Source organism: Bradyrhizobium sp. Kon10 (genome assembly GCF_055807395.1).
This window is the reverse complement of record NZ_JBVVOZ010000004.1, coordinates 214,898-230,839: the sequence shown is the minus strand read 5'-3', so window position 1 is coordinate 230,839 and position 15,942 is coordinate 214,898. Positions and strand designations below refer to the sequence as shown.

Annotated in this window: 17 protein-coding genes; 10 read left to right on the top strand and 7 right to left on the bottom strand. The window is 63.9% G+C overall.

Annotated features, from left to right (window positions below; genetic code table 11):
• Positions 1-6: 6 nt before the first annotated feature.
• From AC0L2O_RS08660 to aat, 4 genes are read left to right on the top strand one after another with little or no spacing between them, the layout of a single operon-like run.
• Complete coding sequence (locus AC0L2O_RS08660; protein WP_473369428.1) at positions 7-1,533, top strand: sensor histidine kinase; 1,527 nt, start codon at positions 7-9, stop codon at positions 1,531-1,533.
• Positions 1,530-1,970 (top strand): response regulator, encoded by a 441-nt coding sequence (locus tag AC0L2O_RS08655; RefSeq protein ID WP_473369427.1) that lies wholly within the window; start codon positions 1,530-1,532, stop codon positions 1,968-1,970. Before AC0L2O_RS08660 ends, AC0L2O_RS08655 begins: the two co-directional genes overlap by 4 nt.
• Complete coding sequence (locus AC0L2O_RS08650; protein ID WP_369724027.1) at positions 1,967-3,070, top strand: sensor histidine kinase; 1,104 nt, start codon at positions 1,967-1,969, stop codon at positions 3,068-3,070. Before AC0L2O_RS08655 ends, AC0L2O_RS08650 begins: the two co-directional genes overlap by 4 nt.
• 58 nt (positions 3,071-3,128) lie before the next feature.
• A complete protein-coding gene (gene aat / locus AC0L2O_RS08645) occupies positions 3,129-3,809 on the top strand; it encodes a leucyl/phenylalanyl-tRNA--protein transferase (RefSeq protein WP_369724030.1) in 681 nt (226 codons plus the stop codon).
• Between the two features lie 18 nt (positions 3,810-3,827).
• Here the strand turns inward: aat and AC0L2O_RS08640 are convergent, their stop codons facing one another.
• Complete coding sequence (locus AC0L2O_RS08640) at positions 3,828-4,883, bottom strand: DUF2155 domain-containing protein (protein ID WP_473369426.1); 1,056 nt, start codon at positions 4,881-4,883, stop codon at positions 3,828-3,830.
• A gap of 201 nt (positions 4,884-5,084) precedes the next feature.
• Here AC0L2O_RS08640 and AC0L2O_RS08635 point away from each other — a divergent pair, with 201 nt between their 5' ends.
• Positions 5,085-6,032, top strand: coding sequence for an alpha/beta hydrolase (locus AC0L2O_RS08635; protein ID WP_473369425.1), 948 nt, complete (start codon positions 5,085-5,087; stop codon positions 6,030-6,032).
• A gap of 13 nt (positions 6,033-6,045) precedes the next feature.
• On the top strand, positions 6,046-7,053 hold the full coding sequence (locus tag AC0L2O_RS08630) for a Na+-dependent transporter (RefSeq protein ID WP_473369424.1): 1,008 nt from the start codon (positions 6,046-6,048) through the stop codon (positions 7,051-7,053).
• A 49-nt stretch (positions 7,054-7,102) separates the two neighbouring features.
• Here AC0L2O_RS08630 and AC0L2O_RS08625 read toward each other — a convergent pair whose 3' ends face one another.
• Positions 7,103-8,005 (bottom strand): LysR substrate-binding domain-containing protein, encoded by a 903-nt coding sequence (locus AC0L2O_RS08625; protein ID WP_473369423.1) that lies wholly within the window; start codon positions 8,003-8,005, stop codon positions 7,103-7,105.
• A 98-nt stretch (positions 8,006-8,103) separates the two neighbouring features.
• Between AC0L2O_RS08625 and bla the strand changes: the two genes are divergently transcribed.
• Together bla and AC0L2O_RS08615 are read left to right on the top strand one after the other, a co-directional pair.
• Positions 8,104-8,988: a class A beta-lactamase gene (bla, locus tag AC0L2O_RS08620; RefSeq protein ID WP_473369519.1), complete on the top strand. Its 885-nt coding sequence runs from the start codon at positions 8,104-8,106 to the stop codon at positions 8,986-8,988.
• A gap of 250 nt (positions 8,989-9,238) precedes the next feature.
• Positions 9,239-9,661 carry a bleomycin resistance protein gene (locus AC0L2O_RS08615; protein ID WP_473369422.1) on the top strand — a complete coding sequence of 141 codons (423 nt, stop codon included), beginning with the start codon at positions 9,239-9,241 and terminating at the stop codon, positions 9,659-9,661.
• A gap of 170 nt (positions 9,662-9,831) precedes the next feature.
• Here AC0L2O_RS08615 and AC0L2O_RS08610 read toward each other — a convergent pair whose 3' ends face one another.
• From AC0L2O_RS08610 to AC0L2O_RS08595, 4 genes are all read right to left on the bottom strand, one after another.
• Positions 9,832-10,296, bottom strand: coding sequence for a hypothetical protein (locus AC0L2O_RS08610; protein WP_409188986.1), 465 nt, complete (start codon positions 10,294-10,296; stop codon positions 9,832-9,834).
• A 141-nt stretch (positions 10,297-10,437) separates the two neighbouring features.
• Complete coding sequence (locus AC0L2O_RS08605; RefSeq protein WP_473369421.1) at positions 10,438-11,112, bottom strand: alpha/beta fold hydrolase; 675 nt, start codon at positions 11,110-11,112, stop codon at positions 10,438-10,440.
• A gap of 205 nt (positions 11,113-11,317) precedes the next feature.
• Positions 11,318-11,860: a 2'-5' RNA ligase family protein gene (locus AC0L2O_RS08600; protein ID WP_473369420.1), complete on the bottom strand. Its 543-nt coding sequence runs from the start codon at positions 11,858-11,860 to the stop codon at positions 11,318-11,320.
• 289 nt (positions 11,861-12,149) lie between these two features.
• Positions 12,150-12,851 carry an alpha/beta fold hydrolase gene (locus AC0L2O_RS08595; protein ID WP_409188989.1) on the bottom strand — a complete coding sequence of 234 codons (702 nt, stop codon included), beginning with the start codon at positions 12,849-12,851 and terminating at the stop codon, positions 12,150-12,152.
• Positions 12,852-13,004: 153 nt separating this feature from the next.
• On the opposite strand from AC0L2O_RS08595, the gene AC0L2O_RS08590 reads away from it, so the two are divergent.
• A complete protein-coding gene (locus AC0L2O_RS08590; RefSeq protein ID WP_409188990.1) occupies positions 13,005-13,907 on the top strand; it encodes a LysR family transcriptional regulator in 903 nt (300 codons plus the stop codon).
• A gap of 55 nt (positions 13,908-13,962) precedes the next feature.
• On the opposite strand, the gene AC0L2O_RS08585 is transcribed toward AC0L2O_RS08590, so the two are convergent.
• A complete protein-coding gene (locus AC0L2O_RS08585; protein ID WP_473369419.1) occupies positions 13,963-14,901 on the bottom strand; it encodes a GlxA family transcriptional regulator in 939 nt (312 codons plus the stop codon).
• 92 nt (positions 14,902-14,993) lie between these two features.
• On the opposite strand from AC0L2O_RS08585, the gene AC0L2O_RS08580 reads away from it, so the two are divergent.
• Positions 14,994-15,680, top strand: a complete 687-nt coding sequence (locus AC0L2O_RS08580) for a DJ-1/PfpI family protein (RefSeq protein WP_369724047.1) — start codon at positions 14,994-14,996, stop codon at positions 15,678-15,680.
• Positions 15,681-15,942: the final 262 nt, after the last annotated feature.

The following is a 15,942-nucleotide window of genomic DNA, read 5'->3' as shown; positions in this document are numbered from 1 at the left end:
ATCGTCGTGACCGCCGAGGCGCAACGGCGGCGCGCGCTTTGGCAGATCCTGCTGTTCACGGCGGGACTCCTGGTGCTGACGTGGATCAGTGCGGGGTCCGTCTACCTCGTCAACAAGGCGCGGGAAGACAGCAAATGGGTGATCCACACCATCGAGGTGGAAAATCAGGTGAATGCCCTGCTTCTGCAGGTTCGCCGCGCCGAGAGCAGCGCGCGCGGCTATCTTCTGACCCTCGGCCCCGAATTCCTCAGCGATCATGATGCGGCGGTGGCGGCCATCCCGCAGGCGCTCGACAAGCTCACCCGCCAGATCGGCGACAATCCGGCACAACGTGCAAGCCTCGCCAAGCTCCGCGAAGCTGTCGAAGCCCGGCTTGAGCAATTTTCGCGCGAGATGGATCTGGTCAAGCGGGGCGAACCGGACAGTGCCGCCGCGCTGCTCCGCCAGGCCGCCGCGTCCAATTCGACCGATGCCATCCAGGAGGTGGCGGTGTCGATGATTGCCGAGGAAGAGCGGCTGTTCTCGCTCCGCTCGGCGAATGCCGATCGCAGCCAGACGCTGGCGGCCTCGCTGACCGGGATCGGCTCCGGCCTCGTGGTCGTGCTCGCCCTGCTCTCGATCTGGCTGGTGCGGCGCTCGGCGGGCGCGCGCGACCAGGCCGAAACGCGCCTGCGCGATGCCAACGTGAACCTGGAGGCGACCGTCGACGAGCGCACGGCAGACTTGCGCGAAGCCAACGACGAGATCCAGCGCTTCGCCTATATCGTCAGCCATGACCTGCGCTCGCCGCTGGTCAACATCATGGGCTTCACCAGCGAGCTCGAGGAATTGGGCAAGGACATCTTCGGCCGCATCGGCAGCCTCACCCGCGTTCCGGCCGATGGCCCGCCGTTAGCACCCGATACTCCCGGCGGGATCGCACTCGAAGCTCAGGACGTCCAGCTTTCGCAGGATTTTTCCGAGGCGCTCGGCTTCATCAAATCGTCGATCGCCAAGATGGACCGCCTGATCTCGGCGATCCTCAATCTGACCCGCGAGGGCCGGCGCGAATTCCAGCCCGTCAAGATCGACACGCGTGAGCTGATCGAGACCGTCGTGTCGACGCTGGCGCATCAGGCGGCCGAAGCGCACGCCGAAATTCATGTCGAACCGCTGCCCAACATCGTCAGCGACCGCCTTGCGCTGGAGCAGATTTTTTCCAATCTGATCGACAACGCGATCAAATATCTCAAGAGCGGAGTTCCCGGCGAAATCAGAATCCGCGGGCGGACCAAGCTCGGTTACGCTATCTTCGAGATCAGCGACAACGGTCGGGGCATCGATCCGAAGGACCATCAACGGATATTCGAGCTGTTCCGCCGCGCGGGAACCCAAGACAGGCCGGGCCAGGGCATAGGCCTCGCCCACGTGCGTGCACTTGTGCGTCGTCTTGGGGGCACCATGTCGGTATCGTCGGAACTGAACACAGGCAGTACATTCACGATCACGCTGCCTATCGCCTGGAACACCGGCAATCGGAACAGAGATCGATGACCCAGCCTGTCACCATCATCATGATCGAGGACGACGAGGGACACGCGCGGCTGATCGAGCGCAACATCCGCCGCTCCGGGGTCAACAACGAGATCGTGTCGTTCCCCAACGGCACCGACGCGATGAAGCACCTGTTCGGCGCCGACCGCAGCGGGCTTGTCCAGAAAGGCAAGGCGCTTCTGATCCTGCTCGACCTCAACCTGCCCGACATGAGCGGGATCGATATCCTGAAGCAGATCAAGGAGAACAACTATCTCAAGGCCTCGCCGGTGGTAGTGCTCACCACGACCGACGACTCCCAGGAGATCAAGCGTTGCTACGAGCTCGGCTGCAACGTCTACATCACCAAGCCCGTCAATTACGAGAATTTCGCCAACGCCATCCGGCAACTCGGCCTGTTCTTCTCAGTCATTCAGGTCCCCCCCGCCGCCTCATGAACCAGCGAATGCCAACACTCCTCTATATCGACGACGACGACGCGCTGGCGCGCCTGGTCGATCGCGGCCTGACGCGGCGCGGCTACAAGGTCGTCCATGCCGCGAGCGGCGAGCAAGGCCTGGAGCGCATCCGCCGTGCGGAGAGCGAGGGCCGCATCGACGTCGTCGCGCTTGACCAGTACATGCCGGGCCTCGACGGGCTCGAGACGCTCGAGCAGATCATGGCGATTCCGGATGCACCGCCGGTGGTGTTCGTCACCGCTTCGCAGGATTCCAGCATCGCCGTCACCGCCCTCAAGGCGGGCGCGGCCGACTATCTGGTCAAGGATGTCAGGGGCGACTTCATCCCGCTGCTGCATGTCGCAGCCGAAGGCGCGCTGCGCCAGGCCGAGGTGCAGCGGGCGCGCGAGGAAGCCGAGGCCGAGGTCCATGCTTCGCGCGACCGCTACGCGGCGCTTGCCGCCGAGCGCGAGCTGTTGCTGCGCGAGGTCAACCACCGCGTCGGCAATTCGCTCCAGATCATCGCCTCGCTCCTGCACTTGCAGGCGAACTCCGCCGCGCAGGACGAGGTTAAGGCGGCGCTGACCAATGCGATGGGCCGTGTCGCTGCCGTTGCCCAGGTGCACCGCCGGCTCTACACCTCGCAGGATCTCAAGAGCGTGGTGCTGAACCAGTATCTGGACTCGCTGCTCGAGGATCTGCGCCGCTCGGCCGAAGGCAACCGGATGTCGCGCCTGACGTTGAAAGCCGAGCCGATCGAGATTGATCCGGACCGCGCCGTCGCCGTCGGCATCATCGTCAACGAGCTGGTGATGAACGCGGTGAAATACGCCTATCCGGACGGCGCCGGCCCCATTCATGTCGAGTTGACCTCGCGGGGCGATGATCTCCTGCTCTCGATCACCGACGACGGCGTCGGCGACAAGGCGAAGGCCGATCCGCGCTCCACGGGCATGGGCCAGCGCATCGTCGCAGCCATGGCCTCCAAGCTGGACGCCACGGTGGAGCGCGATCCCACGCATGCCGGAACCCGCATCATCCTGAGATTCCGTCGCGTGCCCGCCGCGCCCGGCGCTGTGAACAGCGCGGCAGCAAGTTGATCCAGCTCGGGGGATCGTCCCCATCGCACGCGCACCGCGATCCTGCTAATATCGGGCCATGACCTCGCGCGACTCCGCCTCGTCTGAAATCACGCCGGCCGTGCTGCTGCGCGCCTATGCCTGCGGCATCTTTCCGATGGCCGAGAGCGCCGACGATCCGACCCTGTTCTGGGTCGAGCCGGAACTACGCGGCGTGATTCCGCTCGACGGTTTTCGCGTTACGTCACGGCTGGCCCGCACGGTGCGCTCCGATGCGTTTCGCGTCACCGTCAACACCGCGTTCAAGGCGACGATCGCCGGCTGCGCCGCGCCGCAGGCCGGACGCGAGGACACCTGGATCAACAAGCGCATCCGCGACCTCTATGGCGGGCTGCACGAGCTCGGCCACTGTCACAGCGTCGAAGCCTGGCAGGGCGACGATCTCGTCGGCGGCCTCTACGGCGTGAGCCTGGGGCGCGCCTTCTTCGGCGAGAGCATGTTCCACACCGCGCGCGATGCGTCCAAGGTCGCGCTGGTGCATCTGGTGGCGCGGCTGATCCATGGCGGCTTCGAGCTGCTCGACACGCAATATGTCACCGAGCATCTGAAGAGCTTTGGTGCGGCGGAGATTTCGCGGCGGCGCTACACCGGCCTGCTCGACAAGGCGCTCGCCGGCGAGCCCGGCGATTTCCTCAAGCTGCCTGTGGATCAGCCGATCCCGGGTGCACGCGCGCTCGAGATCATCGCCTCGCGGCAATAGAGCCTGATCTGAAAGAACCTACCGGCCGAAACCCGGGAAACCGAACAGGCCCGGCCGCTGCTCCGGCGGCGGAGGTGGCGGCGGGGCCGCCTGCGGCTGCTGCGGTGGCGGCAGAGGCTGCGGCGGACGCTGCTGCACGGCCTGCCTGGGCGCGGCCTTCTTCTGCGCCGGAGGCGGCGGTGGGGTCGCAGGCTTGGACGCGGGATCCGGTGCCGCGGTCGCAATGGTCTGCTGCGGCTCTTTGCAGTCGGTCAGCCAGATGTCGTAGATCGGGTGCTCGACGCCGTGCAGGCCGGGGCTCGCGGCATACATCCAGCCCGAGAAGATCCGCTTCACTTCGCCCTGCAAGGTGATCTCGTCGACCTCGACAAAGGCGTCGGTGTTGGTGGCTTCAGTCGCGGGGCGGGTGTAGCAGGCATCGGTTTTGACGCGCAGCGCGCCGAACTGCACGGTCTCGCCGATATCCTCGTCGAAATTGATGATGCGTCCGGTGATCTTGTCGAGGCCGGAGAAGGTCGCCTTCTTGTTCACGATCTTCTGCGCCGGCGGCTCGGTGACGACCTCGTCGCCCGGCTGCAGGCTGGCCGGCGCCTGCGGCACCGCGCCCTGCTGGGTCCCGCCCTTTTGCTGGGGCTGGCGCTGGCCGGGAGCTGTGCCCGGCGCACCTTGCGGATTGGGCGGTGCGACCGCCACGGCCGGCGGCTGGTTCGGCGGGGCAACGCTCGAGCCCGGCGGCGGCGCCAGCGGCTGGGTCTCGACCGGACCGGGCATCACATTGCCTTGCCGGCTCGGCGGCGGCATCGGGCGCGACGGCAGCACGCGGCCCTGCGGCGGCAGCTCCGGCACCTCTTCATCGTCGTCGGGAGTGGGCTGCGGCAAGGGCTGTCCGCCGCGCGGGATGCTGCCTGGCGGCCGCAGTGGCGGCGGATCGGAGAAAATCGTGCCGATCTGCGCCTGCGCCGGCGTCGCCACCGTCAAAGCGGTGGCGGCCAGAAGCGCCGCAAGACCTGTCAGGCTAATGGTTCGGAACATTATCTCGCGCGGCTTCAACAGCGAATCGGGCTTGTCGGACATTCTACAGGGGATACCGCCGCTCGCAGGCCATCCGGTTAACACGGCGAATACGGCGGGGAAAGGGCGGCATCCCTGCCCTGCCCGCCGCCGGCTGGCCAGGCCGGCGCCCGGATGGGATAGTCCGAGCGCTCCTCCCGGGGCCGAGGCGGGTGTCGCCGTCCGGAAACGACGTCACCATCACTGGAACCGCAGGACCTTACCATGCCCGTCGTGCTCGATGCCGATGCCGCCGCCGTCTACAAGGCGTTCCAGGAGGCCGGCCGGCCCGCCTACGAGACGCTGACGGCAGCCGAGGCGCGGGCCTATTACGCTCAGGCCCGCTTTGCGACCAATCCCGAGCCGCCCGAGCTTGCGTGCGTCGCGCCGCTGTCGATCCCGGCGCCGCATGGCGTGATCCCGGCGCGCCTCTACGTGCCGAAGGAGCCGCGTCGGCAGGACGGGTTGGCGCCGGCGCTGGTGTTCTTCCATGGCGGCGGCTGGGTGATCGGCGATCTCGAGTCCCACGATGTCGTCTGCCGGCAGCTGGCCGACGCCGGCGCGCTGATCGTGATCGCGATCGATTATCGCCTCGCGCCCGAGCACAAATTTCCCGCCGCTGTTGACGATGCGATCGCCGCAACCAGATGGATCGCCGCGCATGCGCGCGAGCTTGGCATCGACGCCGCGCGCCTCTCGATCGGCGGCGACAGCGCCGGCGGAAACCTGGCGGCGGTCACGGCGCTGGCCGCGCGCGACGGCGCCGGTCCCCCGATCGCAGGCCAGCTGCTGATCTATCCGGCCACCGATTTCGCCATGACCCACGGCTCGCACGGCGAGCCCGAAACCAGCGTGCTGCTGACGCACTCTGTGATCCGCTGGTTCCGCGACCACTATCTCAACGGCGCCGCCGACATCCACAACTGGCGCGCCTCGCCGGCGCGCGCGACGACGCTGGCAGGCCTGCCGCCGGCTTACGTGTTGACCGCCGGCGCCGATCCCCTGCGTGACGAAGGCGACGAATATGCCGCGCGCCTGAAGCGGGCGAGCGTGAGCGTCACCACAAGGCACTTCTCCGGCCAATTCCACGGCTTCTTCACCATGGGCAAGCTGCTGCAACAGGCCAATGTTGCCGTAAGCGAGATCGGCGCGTGGCTGAAGGGGTTGGGCTGACGACGCAAACCCGATGGCCGCCGTTGTTCGAACCATCTTCGCCCTTCCCCTGCACGCCCTGAGCTGGCTCGGGAGCCAGGGCACCCGCGCGGTGGCGACAATCGTGTTCATCGCGGTCGCGGTGCCGCCGCTCGGCGCGCTGCTGCGCCCCTATCTCACCGCGGCGATCCTCGCCCTGCTCTGCATCTCCTTCATGCGGGTCGATCTGACGGCGCTCTACACCCATCTGCGCCGCCCGGCGCTGGTGGCGACCGCCACAGCCTGGACCACGCTCGGCGTGCCGCTGATCGTCGGGCTGATCGCGCATGCGACCGGGCTCGACAGCCATGCGCCCGGCCTGTTCCTCGCCATGATGCTGCAGGGCATGGCCTCGCCGATGATGGCAGCACCCGCGCTCGCAGCCCTGATGGGCCTCGATGCCACGCTGGTGCTGGTCGCGCTGGTGACGGCGACCGCGGTGGTGCCCTTCACGGCATCGCTGTTCGCCGGCCTGTTCCTCGGCGGCGTGCTCAGCATCTCGCCGCTCGGGCTCGGCGCAAAGCTGCTCGGCATCCTCGCGATATCGCTGTTCGCCGCGACGATGATCCGCTGGATCTTCGGTGCTGAGGCGATCCAGCGCCACAAGCAGCCGATCGACGGCTTCAACATCGTCATCCTGCTGATCTTCGCATCCGCGATCATGGGCGATGTGGCGCATGACGTCGTCGCCGATCCCCTGTTCACGATCGGCATCGCGGCGCTCGCCTTTGCGGTCTATTTCACGCTGCTCGCGGTTACGACGCTGCTGTTCCGCCGCATCGGCTACGAGCGCGCGCTGGCGCTCGGGCTGATGGTGTCACAGCGCAATCTCGGCCTGATGCTGGCGGCAACCGCCGGCGCGCTGCCGCCCACCACCTGGCTCTATTTCGCGCTGACGCAATTTCCGATTCACTTGGCGCCGTACCTGCTGACGCCGATCGCGCGGCGGCTGACGGCGCGCATCGATACGGCCAAAGCGGCGGCCCCAGGCAGCGCAAATTGAGATCCGGGGGGTCGACCGCGCTGGACGTCGTCCGCACGGCCCGCAGGCGTCATGGATGGCGCGCTCTCTTTTTCTTGCACTCCGCCAATATCCAGTCGCGGAACGCTTTCATCGCTGGCGACAGCTTTTTTGATTTCAGGGATGAGAGCCAATATGATCCGAGATAGACTTGACTGTCATAGGGACAGACCAGTCGCTGGCGCGAGAGATCGTCCGAAAACAAGACGATCGGCAACAGCGCTACTCCGGCGCCTTGAGCTGCCGCGTGCGCCAAAGAGACGGATGAGTCGAAGGTCGGGCCGGTCATCCGAGGCTGCCTGCATTCCACCACATCGAACCATTGCGCCCACTCGCCCACCCGATACGACCGCAACAGCACCTCCTTATGGAGGTCGACCGGGTTCCTGAGTCGCTTTGCCACAGTTGGCGCACACATCGGCGTGAAATGGGCATCGACCAGCCGCTCGGCGTTCGTCCCGTGCCAGGCGCCGTCGCCAAATCGAATGGCGTAGTCCAGTCCTTCGCCGCCAAGGTCGACACGATTATTATTCGCAAAGATCCTGATATCGATGTGCGGATGGATCGAGGTAAAGCTCTTGAGGCGCGGAAGGAGCCAGCCGGACGCGAAGGTTCCGACCACGCCAACCGTCAGCATTTCGCGCATTCGACCGTTTTCGAACCGGTCCAGGACCTGGTTGATCTGGCTGAATGCGTCCGAGATCGCCGGCAGCAGCGCCTCGCCTTCTTCCGTAAGAGCCAGCCCGCGAGTCAAGCGCCTGAAAAGCTTTACGCGCAGACTCTCTTCCAGAATCCGGACCTGCTGGCTCACGGCAGCCTGAGACACCCGAAGTTCGAGACCGGCCTTGGTGAGGCTGAGATGCCGCGCGGCGGCTTCGAAGGAGCGCAGCGCGTTCAGGGGCAGACTGGAAATGTTGGCAGGGCGGCGGGCCACGTCTGATCCAAGTTTTGCTTATGGATGGCCTTACGAACCATCGTTTGTCAATTGCCGGAGCGCCAAGCAAAACCTTCCGCCATTCACGGGAGTTTTCCATGCTTACACGACGTCAGTTCGGCTCATCATCAATCGCGGTTGCGGGAAGTCTCTTCCTGTCGAATGTCTCGGGTGCTGCGCCAAGCGCAGCGGCATTGCTCGTCGAGGCGATCAAGCAGCTGGAACTCAAGAGCGGAGGCCGGCTCGGCGTCTCCGTGCTCGACACGAAGGCGGGAGTTCCGATCCATCACAAGGGAGACGAACGCTTTCCGATGTGCAGCACATTCAAGGTCCTGGCCGCGGCGGCAATACTCAAAGACGCGGGCAGCAAGCTGGAACGCCTTGAACGGCGCGTTCGTATTGAGCAGACCGACATCGTCGAGAACTCGCCCGTGACTCGCGAGCATGTCGGCGGAGACGGAATGTCGCTCGCTGAACTTTGCGATGCGGCCATCACCAGGAGTGACAACACAGCCGGAAACGCGCTCCTGAAAAATATCGGCGGACCCGCCGGGTTGACCGGCTTTGCGCGGAGCCTCGGCGACAAGGTGACGAGATTGGATCGGACTGAAACCGAACTGAACGAGGCTGCGCCGAGCGATCCGCGCGACACCACAACGCCGAATGCGATGGCCGCAAACTTCAAACGCCTGCTGCTCGGTAATGCCCTCGTCCCGGAAGGGCGCGATCAGCTCGTCAAATGGCTCATGGCAAACAAGACTGGGGACAGTCGCTTACGCGCGGGTCTGCCGCAAGGCTGGGGTGTGGGCGACAAGACTGGAGCAGGCGAGCATGGCACCACCAACGACGTCGCCATCGTATGGCCGCCCGAGCGTTCGCCGCTCATTATCGCGGTCTACCTCACCGGCGCCGCGCTCGACCCGAATGGACGAAATGACGTGATCGCATCCGTCGGTCGAGAGGTCGGCAAGGCCTTTGGCTGACAACCGTGTGGCTCGCCCTACCCCAGCGCCGCGCGTCGCAGCACCTGCGGCGTCGATTTGCTCGCGTCTTCCCGATGTCCGGTCCGGCCTCGACTGCCGACGTGCCGGACACGATGGCGATCTTCGCCTTCGCGGCCAGAAGCAGTCGCAGAGGATCCATGATAGATAGCCCCTCACGAGAGCGGTATCCGGCCCCGCCGCGGTTCGCTAAACCAAGAGCGTGGAGGAATGCCGAGCGATGGGAATAACGATGGATAGATTGCCTGGTGGCGGCTTTGCTCGGCTTGTACCCGAGTTTGACGTATTCGACCTGGAACGCAGCAAGAGTTTTTGGTGCGACATACTTGGCTTCCAGATTGCCTATCAAAGGCCTGAGAATCTCTTCATATACATCGAACTACAGGGGGCACAGGTCATGCTGAATCAGAGAAATGGCAACTGGGAAACCGGGCCTCTGGAGCGGCCGTTGGGGCGCGGGATTAATTTTCAAATCTCCGTCGACTCTGTTGCTCCTCTTCTGGATGCACTGAAGCAGTACAAATGGGCTCTCTTCAGAGAGTGTCACGACGCATGGTATCGGATCGCCGGAGAGGAGCACGGCAACAGGCAATTCTTGGTCCAAGACCCCGATGGTTACCTCCTGCGGTTCGCTGAGGATTTGGGGAAGAGGTAACCACGCTTTCGAAAGAGAGCCGCGTCAAGTGGCCCGTCCGCTTGGGGTCATTCGCGTCGATTTGCCCGCGTCTTCCCGATGTCCGGTCTGGCCTCGACTGCCGACGTGCCGGACACGATGGCGATCGTCGCCTTCGGGCCGACAGCCGAGCTGCCGGGGGCGACGGGATATCATCCTTGCATGTATCGAACTGGGTTCTCTGGATCGGAGGTGACGATGCGCTCAATCTCCGCCACGAGCGATGATACCGCATCCTGTTTCAACTGATCAAATCTCTCGAAGCTGAAGTTGTTTGCGCCGACGCGCAGCTCCCCAAGCTGACCTGCGTAGCTGGGGACGATCGGCGCCCCCTGCCTGGTGACCGAGACATATACGCTAATGTAATTTTTCTGAAGAGCGACACCAATCACGGGCCATTCGGTGCTCTTCCCGGACTTGATCGCATAACGGAATTTCCCATAGCCGATCATCTTCATGCGCATACCCGCTTCCCCCGCGGGCGTCCCTGCATGGAAAAAGCGTTTGAGCGCTGGAGCGGCCCGGGCGATCAGCTTGTCCAGCTTAAGAAGATCAGGCTTCCGCTCCGGATCAAATTCGAGATAGGCCTGCAATGTGCCAGCCGTCACTTGGAACACGTGCTTCCTCCTCCATCGCCGTAAGTATCTTCCAGGCGAAGCCTATCACCCGCGTCCAGCCGGCCGCTTGATCGAAATTGATCATCGCCGTTTGTTGACCAATCCGACCCGGATGCACCTTGGCTGTTCGCTTCTGGCGTGTCAGTCCCTCTCATACGCAACGAGGCGCTCGGTCAGCGCTTCCGGATTCGACAACGCGACGAGATGGCCACCGGGAATTTCCTCCACCTCCTTTCCGAGCCTTTCGCGGGCGACACGCCGTTGAAACTTGATCGGAAAAAAGCGGTCGTCTCTTCCCGCAAGAACATGAATGGGGATGTCGGGCCAGCGCGCGAAGCGGCAGGGCTCGCCGAAAACGGTCTCGGCTTCCTCGCGTGGTTCCGGGCCAGTGCGCAACACGTCCTGCGGCACGTCGTGCAGGAAGTAAGTTCCCACACCAAATTCCGTCGCATAGCCACGGGACGCTGCAGCTTCTTCCCGCGCTTCGACCGCTCCCGTTGCGCTCCACCATGCACCAGCCGTCTCGCCCGGCTTTGGGATCATCGCGTTGACGAACACAAGCATCCGCACGGGCGCACGCGCGCAAACGAGGGGTGCCGTGAAGCCCGCCAGGGACTGAGCGACGAGGATAATTTCGCTTCGTTCCGCGATCGCACGGATGACGATGTCCGCATACGCCGCGAGACCGGCGTGCCTGTCATCGCCCGGTAGATCGATGGCGATGGCCTGGTGACCCGCCGCGCGAATAAGCGGGACCGTGCGATGCCAATACCAGGCCATGCCGCCGGCCCCGGGGACAAGGACGAATGTTGCCATATGAGTTTTCCTCCGCTTCTGAGTTTTCCTCCGTTGCTGCCGGATTATTTACTGAAACGATCTTGGCTTGCTTGATCAGGATTGATCTTGAACGATCCAAAAGCGCCCTTTTTTGGCACTTGCTTGAGCGGTTCCGCTCTACCCTGACGATCGGACGAACTCGGGTCGGCGCCACTTCGTGGAAGGGCCAGAAGCTACCGGGGACTTACGGTACGCACTTCGGTAGCTCCCGTTGCGCAACCACCCGCACGGGCGGGAAGAGGACGCAATCGACCACATCGAACGTTACTTCGATATGCCGATCGAACGGCTGCGCAAAGGCGATGGCGTCCTTGGTCTTTGGCTCGGCGATACCTGTGCCGAGCGTGCAATGTGGCACCCATGCGCCGGGCCGATAATGCGGCCGGCAATAGGCCGGGTCGATGGCAGCACTGATTGAAGCGTGCCACCTTCCAAGGGTCTCGTTCGCCTCGGGCTCAGCCCACAGCACAAGTGGTGGGCCCGCAAACCACCTGATTCGTTTGAAGGCGATAGGCATTTGCACCCCATTTGAACTCGCGGACTGCATCGCTCCCCACGCCGTCTTGGCTTCAATTTCGGGCGAGTCATAGATCGCGAATGTCAGATGTGGTTGGTACCCCAAGCTGCGCATCGACGGCTCATCTTCAAATTCGGCAACCTGGTCCCACAGCTGTTCGATCTGGTGAGCGGAAACGTGATCGGCTCGAAGATTGATTGCGAGTGCCATCGAGCGCCCTGCTTCAGCTGGAGAACTTCGTCATCTTGATCGGTGCGTCGAAACTCTGCAACCGGTCATGCCGGGCTTCCAGGCATACGCCTGCCTCAGCCACTCAAGCCGACCTCTTTGGTTGTGAGTCCGTCCAAACAGGCTCTCGTCGCAGCGCCTGCGGCGGGGGCCCGAAGGCGCGGTTCGGACTCGGGCTCCGCGGGCAGCCATCGCACACCAGCCCGTGAACAGGAGAGGTCGGCATGCGAACGACCTCTCCTGCCAATCGGGCAATGTAGGCTTACCGTGATCAGCGTTTTTGAACGGCTGCCGCGGCCTTGCGGATCACGTCGATGACGACATCGGGCTGGGAGAGCATCGGCACGTGGCTGCTCGCCACCTCGGTGACGGTCGCTCCCATACGCTTCGAGACCCAGCGTTGCAGGTCGGGATGCACGGTGTGGTCTTGCGTGGCCAGAACGTACCAGCTTGGCTTCGACCTCCACGCGACGTTGTCGGCGCTGAGCTTCTGTTGCTGGAACAGATTGTATACGGGCGCATAATGAGTGGCCCAAACCAGCTTCTGGTCTGCCTCGGATAGATCTCCTGCAAAGAACTCGGTGCCGCTCGGAAGCATCCACGCACGCCCATCGGCGACTTCGACGCGAGAGAAAATATCCGACGGATATTTGTCGAGCTGGTCCTGCACGGTCTCGCCGGCATCCGGGGCGACCGCCGCAATGTAGACGAGGCCGACGACGCGCTCGTCGCTACCCGCGCCGGTGATGGTGGCGCCGCCGTAGGAATGGCCGACGAGAAGGACCGGGCTGCCAACGCGATTGAGCGTACGCCTCACCGTCGCCAAATCCTCTTCGAAGGAGTCCAGGCCATATTGGACGGCGATGACTTCGTGGCCGTCGGCCTGCAATGCTGGAATGATTTTGCTGAAACACGAGCCGTCGGCCCAAATGCCGTGACAAAAGACGATCGTTGGTTTGGTTTGCGCAGACATACTGCTTTTCCTTTTTTTGTACGCGGTGGGAGCATCGGAAGACGTGGAACGCGGTTGCCAGGGATCGTCCCCCGTTGCAGAGATCAGCCTATTCGGTCATAAATGGCCGAATAGATGGGATTCGTTCGGTTCTTTCGTGAACAAAAATCCTGAATGACCACGATTTTGGAAAGAACGGCTGGTCTGTTGGCGTTCGTACGGACCGTTGACGCGGGTTCTTTCGCCGGCGCCGCAAGGTCAATCGGCGCCAGTCCTTCAGCGGTATCGAAAAGTGTCGCGCGGCTCGAACAACGTCTCGGGGTACGCTTGCTGCAGCGTTCGACGCGCACGCTCAGTCCGACGTCCGAAGGCGCCGCTTACTACGAGCATGTGGCTCCCCATCTACGGGCGATAGAGGAAGCCGATGACATCGTGCAGGTCCCCGGCAACGTTCGAGGCGTGCTTCGGGTCACCGTGCCAAGCACATTTGGCCGACCGCTCATTTCCGCATGGGCAGGCTCGTTTCTGGAGCGCTATCCCGACATCAAGCTCGACCTCAGCGTGACAGACCGCCGTCTCGATCTCATTCGCGAGGGTTTCGACCTCGCTGTCAGAATTGGGGAGTTGGAAGACACAAATCTGATCGGTCGCTCGTTGGGCGTCCTGCAATATGTTTTGGGTGCATCGCCGGACTACCTTCAGCGCAGGGGGATCCCGCGCACGATCGACGATCTGACGCAGCACGCCTGCCTTCGCCACCTCCTTGGCGGCCGGCCGCAACCATTTACTTTCGCGGACGGCACGCGGGTCATCCCCAATGGCCCGTTCGATAGCGACGATGCTCAGTCGTTGATCGAGGCAGTCGTAAAAGGTGTTGGCATCACGCAGTTCATGCGGATCGCGGTGGAGGACGAGCTCGCCGCCGGCCGGTTGAATCTCGTTCTGCCGGACATACCGATGTTCACCACGCCGGTCTACGTCCTACACGCGTTCGGACGGCAACTCCCACTCCGAGCGCGCCTGTTCATCGATTTCCTGGTCGAGGCCTTGGGCGTGTCGCACGATGTGTCGCTGTGAACCGGGCAACGCACATGTCTGCTTTGCGAGCTAAGTGCGTCCTTATAGGACTTGCCTAGCCCGCCCGCGCGGCGCGTCGCAGCGCCTGCGGCGGCTGGCCGAAGGCGCGGATGAAGGCGCGCCGCATCCGCTCGGGGTCGCGGAAGCCGGTCGCCTCCGCAACGAGCTCGATCGCTTCGCGCGAGGACTGTACGCGTTCGCGCGCGACCTCGATCCGCAAGCGCTCGATCGCTTTCGACGGCGTCGTGCCGGTCTCGGCGGCAAACGCGCGGGCAAAATGTCGCGCGCTCATGCCGGCACGATCGGCGAGGTCCTCCACCGTCAGCGGCGCGTCGAGATTTTCGCGGGCCCAGGACAATAGCGCGCCGAACCGGCCGTTCGGCGTCTTCAACTCCAGCAGCGAGGAGAATTGCGACTGACCGCCACTGCGGCGATGGTAGAGCACGAGCTGACGCGCGGTCTGTTGCGCGATCTCCTCGCCATGGTCCTCGGTGACCATCGCCAGCGCGAGGTCGATGCCGGCGGTGATGCCGGCCGACGTCCACACATTGCCGTCGCGGGTGAAAATCTGGTCCGGCTCGAACTTCACCTTGGGATAGCGCGCGACGAAATCGCGGGTGCGGCCCCAATGCGTGGTGGCGCGGCGGCCGTCGAGCAGGCCGGCTTCGGCCAGCACATAGGCACCCGAGCAGACGCTGGCGATCCGCACGCCGCGCTTCGCCAGCCGCTGCACGAAGGCAAGCGTGGCTTCACAGCGCGCGGCCTCCGTCACGCCCGCGCCGCCCGCCACGACCAGCGTCGTGATCGCATTCGCGGACTTGAAATCGCGCGCCATCATCTCGACGCCGGACGAGCTGCGCACGGCTCCGGCCTCCAGCGCCAGCACTCGTAGGGCAAGCGGCTTGCCGCTGGCCCGCGCCGCAATCTCGAATACCGAGATCGGGCCGGCCGCATCGAGCAACTGGAAATCCGGAAAGATCAGGATGCCGATCATGTTCTATGTCCGAAAGTGAGGGAATTATGCCATTTCGGACGAAAGAGCATCATGCCAGTTTGCTGGCGTCAAGCACTTCATTGGAGGTTCTCATGTCGGCACCGCTCCAGATCGGACTTCTGGTGTTTCCACGCGTCACCCAGCTCGATTTCACCGGGCCGTTGCAGGTGTTCTCGTCCCTGCCCGGCGCCACCGTGCACCTGATCTGGAAGACGCTGGATCCGGTGCCGAGCGATTCCGTGCTGATGCTGACACCGACGATGACGTTCGCCGACTGTCCGCAACTGGATGTGATCTGCGTTCCCGGCGGCTTCGGCACAGATGCACTGCTCAACGACGAGGAGACTCTCGACTTCGTGCGCAAGCAGGCCTCCGGCGCCAAATTTGTCACGTCTGTCTGCACGGGGTCACTGGTGTTGGGCGCGGCCGGGCTCTTGAAGGGCTATAATGCCGCCACCCATTGGAGTGCGATGGAGTTGCTGGCACTGTTCGGCGCGACGCCGACGAAGACACGCGTGTGCATCGATCGAAACCGCGTGACCGGCGGCGGTGTCACCGCAGGGATCGATTTCGCCTTGAAGCTGGTGTCGCTGCTGGTGGATCGCACCACCGCCGAGGCCATTCAGCTCCGCCTCGAATACAATCCCGCGCCGCCATTCAATGCCGGCTCGCCCGATACCGCTCCGGCCGAGGTGCTGGCGCTGATGAAGGAGCGGATCGCGCCATCGCAGGCGCGCCGCCTCGATGCCGCCAGGCGCGCAGCCGAGCGGGTTAACTAGTCCTCGCGGACGCAAAGGCCTGCCGGGGCACGAAACCGAAGTGTGGCGAAAGCTACGTCAAATCGTCGTTGCGAGCGAAGCGACGCAATCCAGAGTCTTTCCGGGGAGGGATTCTGGATTGCTTCGCTGCGCTCGCAATGACGGAATGTGGAGCTGCGGCATTCGCTCGTCTTATGTTCCGGAAGTGATGCAGCAGCCCCAACAGAGCAGCCGCGCCAAAGAAAAAGGCCGCTCGGTTTCCCGAGCGGCCTTTCCTGTCTTA

Excerpts from the sequence above, each read along its gene's own strand:
- AC0L2O_RS08655 (WP_473369427.1), top strand. The coding sequence starts at position 1,530 with ATGACCCAGCCTGTCACCATCATCATGATCGAGGACGACGAGGGACAC.
- AC0L2O_RS08650 (WP_369724027.1), top strand. The coding sequence starts at position 1,967 with ATGAACCAGCGAATGCCAACACTCCTCTATATCGACGACGACGACGCG.
- aat (WP_369724030.1), top strand. The coding sequence starts at position 3,129 with ATGACCTCGCGCGACTCCGCCTCGTCTGAAATCACGCCGGCCGTGCTG.
- AC0L2O_RS08640 (WP_473369426.1), bottom strand. The coding sequence starts at position 4,883 with ATGTCCGACAAGCCCGATTCGCTGTTGAAGCCGCGCGAGATAATGTTC.
- AC0L2O_RS08635 (WP_473369425.1), top strand. The coding sequence starts at position 5,085 with ATGCCCGTCGTGCTCGATGCCGATGCCGCCGCCGTCTACAAGGCGTTC.
- AC0L2O_RS08630 (WP_473369424.1), top strand. The coding sequence starts at position 6,046 with ATGGCCGCCGTTGTTCGAACCATCTTCGCCCTTCCCCTGCACGCCCTG.
- bla (WP_473369519.1), top strand. The coding sequence starts at position 8,104 with ATGCTTACACGACGTCAGTTCGGCTCATCATCAATCGCGGTTGCGGGA.
- AC0L2O_RS08615 (WP_473369422.1), top strand. The coding sequence starts at position 9,239 with ATGGATAGATTGCCTGGTGGCGGCTTTGCTCGGCTTGTACCCGAGTTT.
- AC0L2O_RS08605 (WP_473369421.1), bottom strand. The coding sequence starts at position 11,112 with ATGGCAACATTCGTCCTTGTCCCCGGGGCCGGCGGCATGGCCTGGTAT.
- AC0L2O_RS08600 (WP_473369420.1), bottom strand. The coding sequence starts at position 11,860 with ATGGCACTCGCAATCAATCTTCGAGCCGATCACGTTTCCGCTCACCAG.
- AC0L2O_RS08595 (WP_409188989.1), bottom strand. The coding sequence starts at position 12,851 with ATGTCTGCGCAAACCAAACCAACGATCGTCTTTTGTCACGGCATTTGG.
- AC0L2O_RS08590 (WP_409188990.1), top strand. The coding sequence starts at position 13,005 with ATGACCACGATTTTGGAAAGAACGGCTGGTCTGTTGGCGTTCGTACGG.
- AC0L2O_RS08585 (WP_473369419.1), bottom strand. The coding sequence starts at position 14,901 with ATGATCGGCATCCTGATCTTTCCGGATTTCCAGTTGCTCGATGCGGCC.
- AC0L2O_RS08580 (WP_369724047.1), top strand. The coding sequence starts at position 14,994 with ATGTCGGCACCGCTCCAGATCGGACTTCTGGTGTTTCCACGCGTCACC.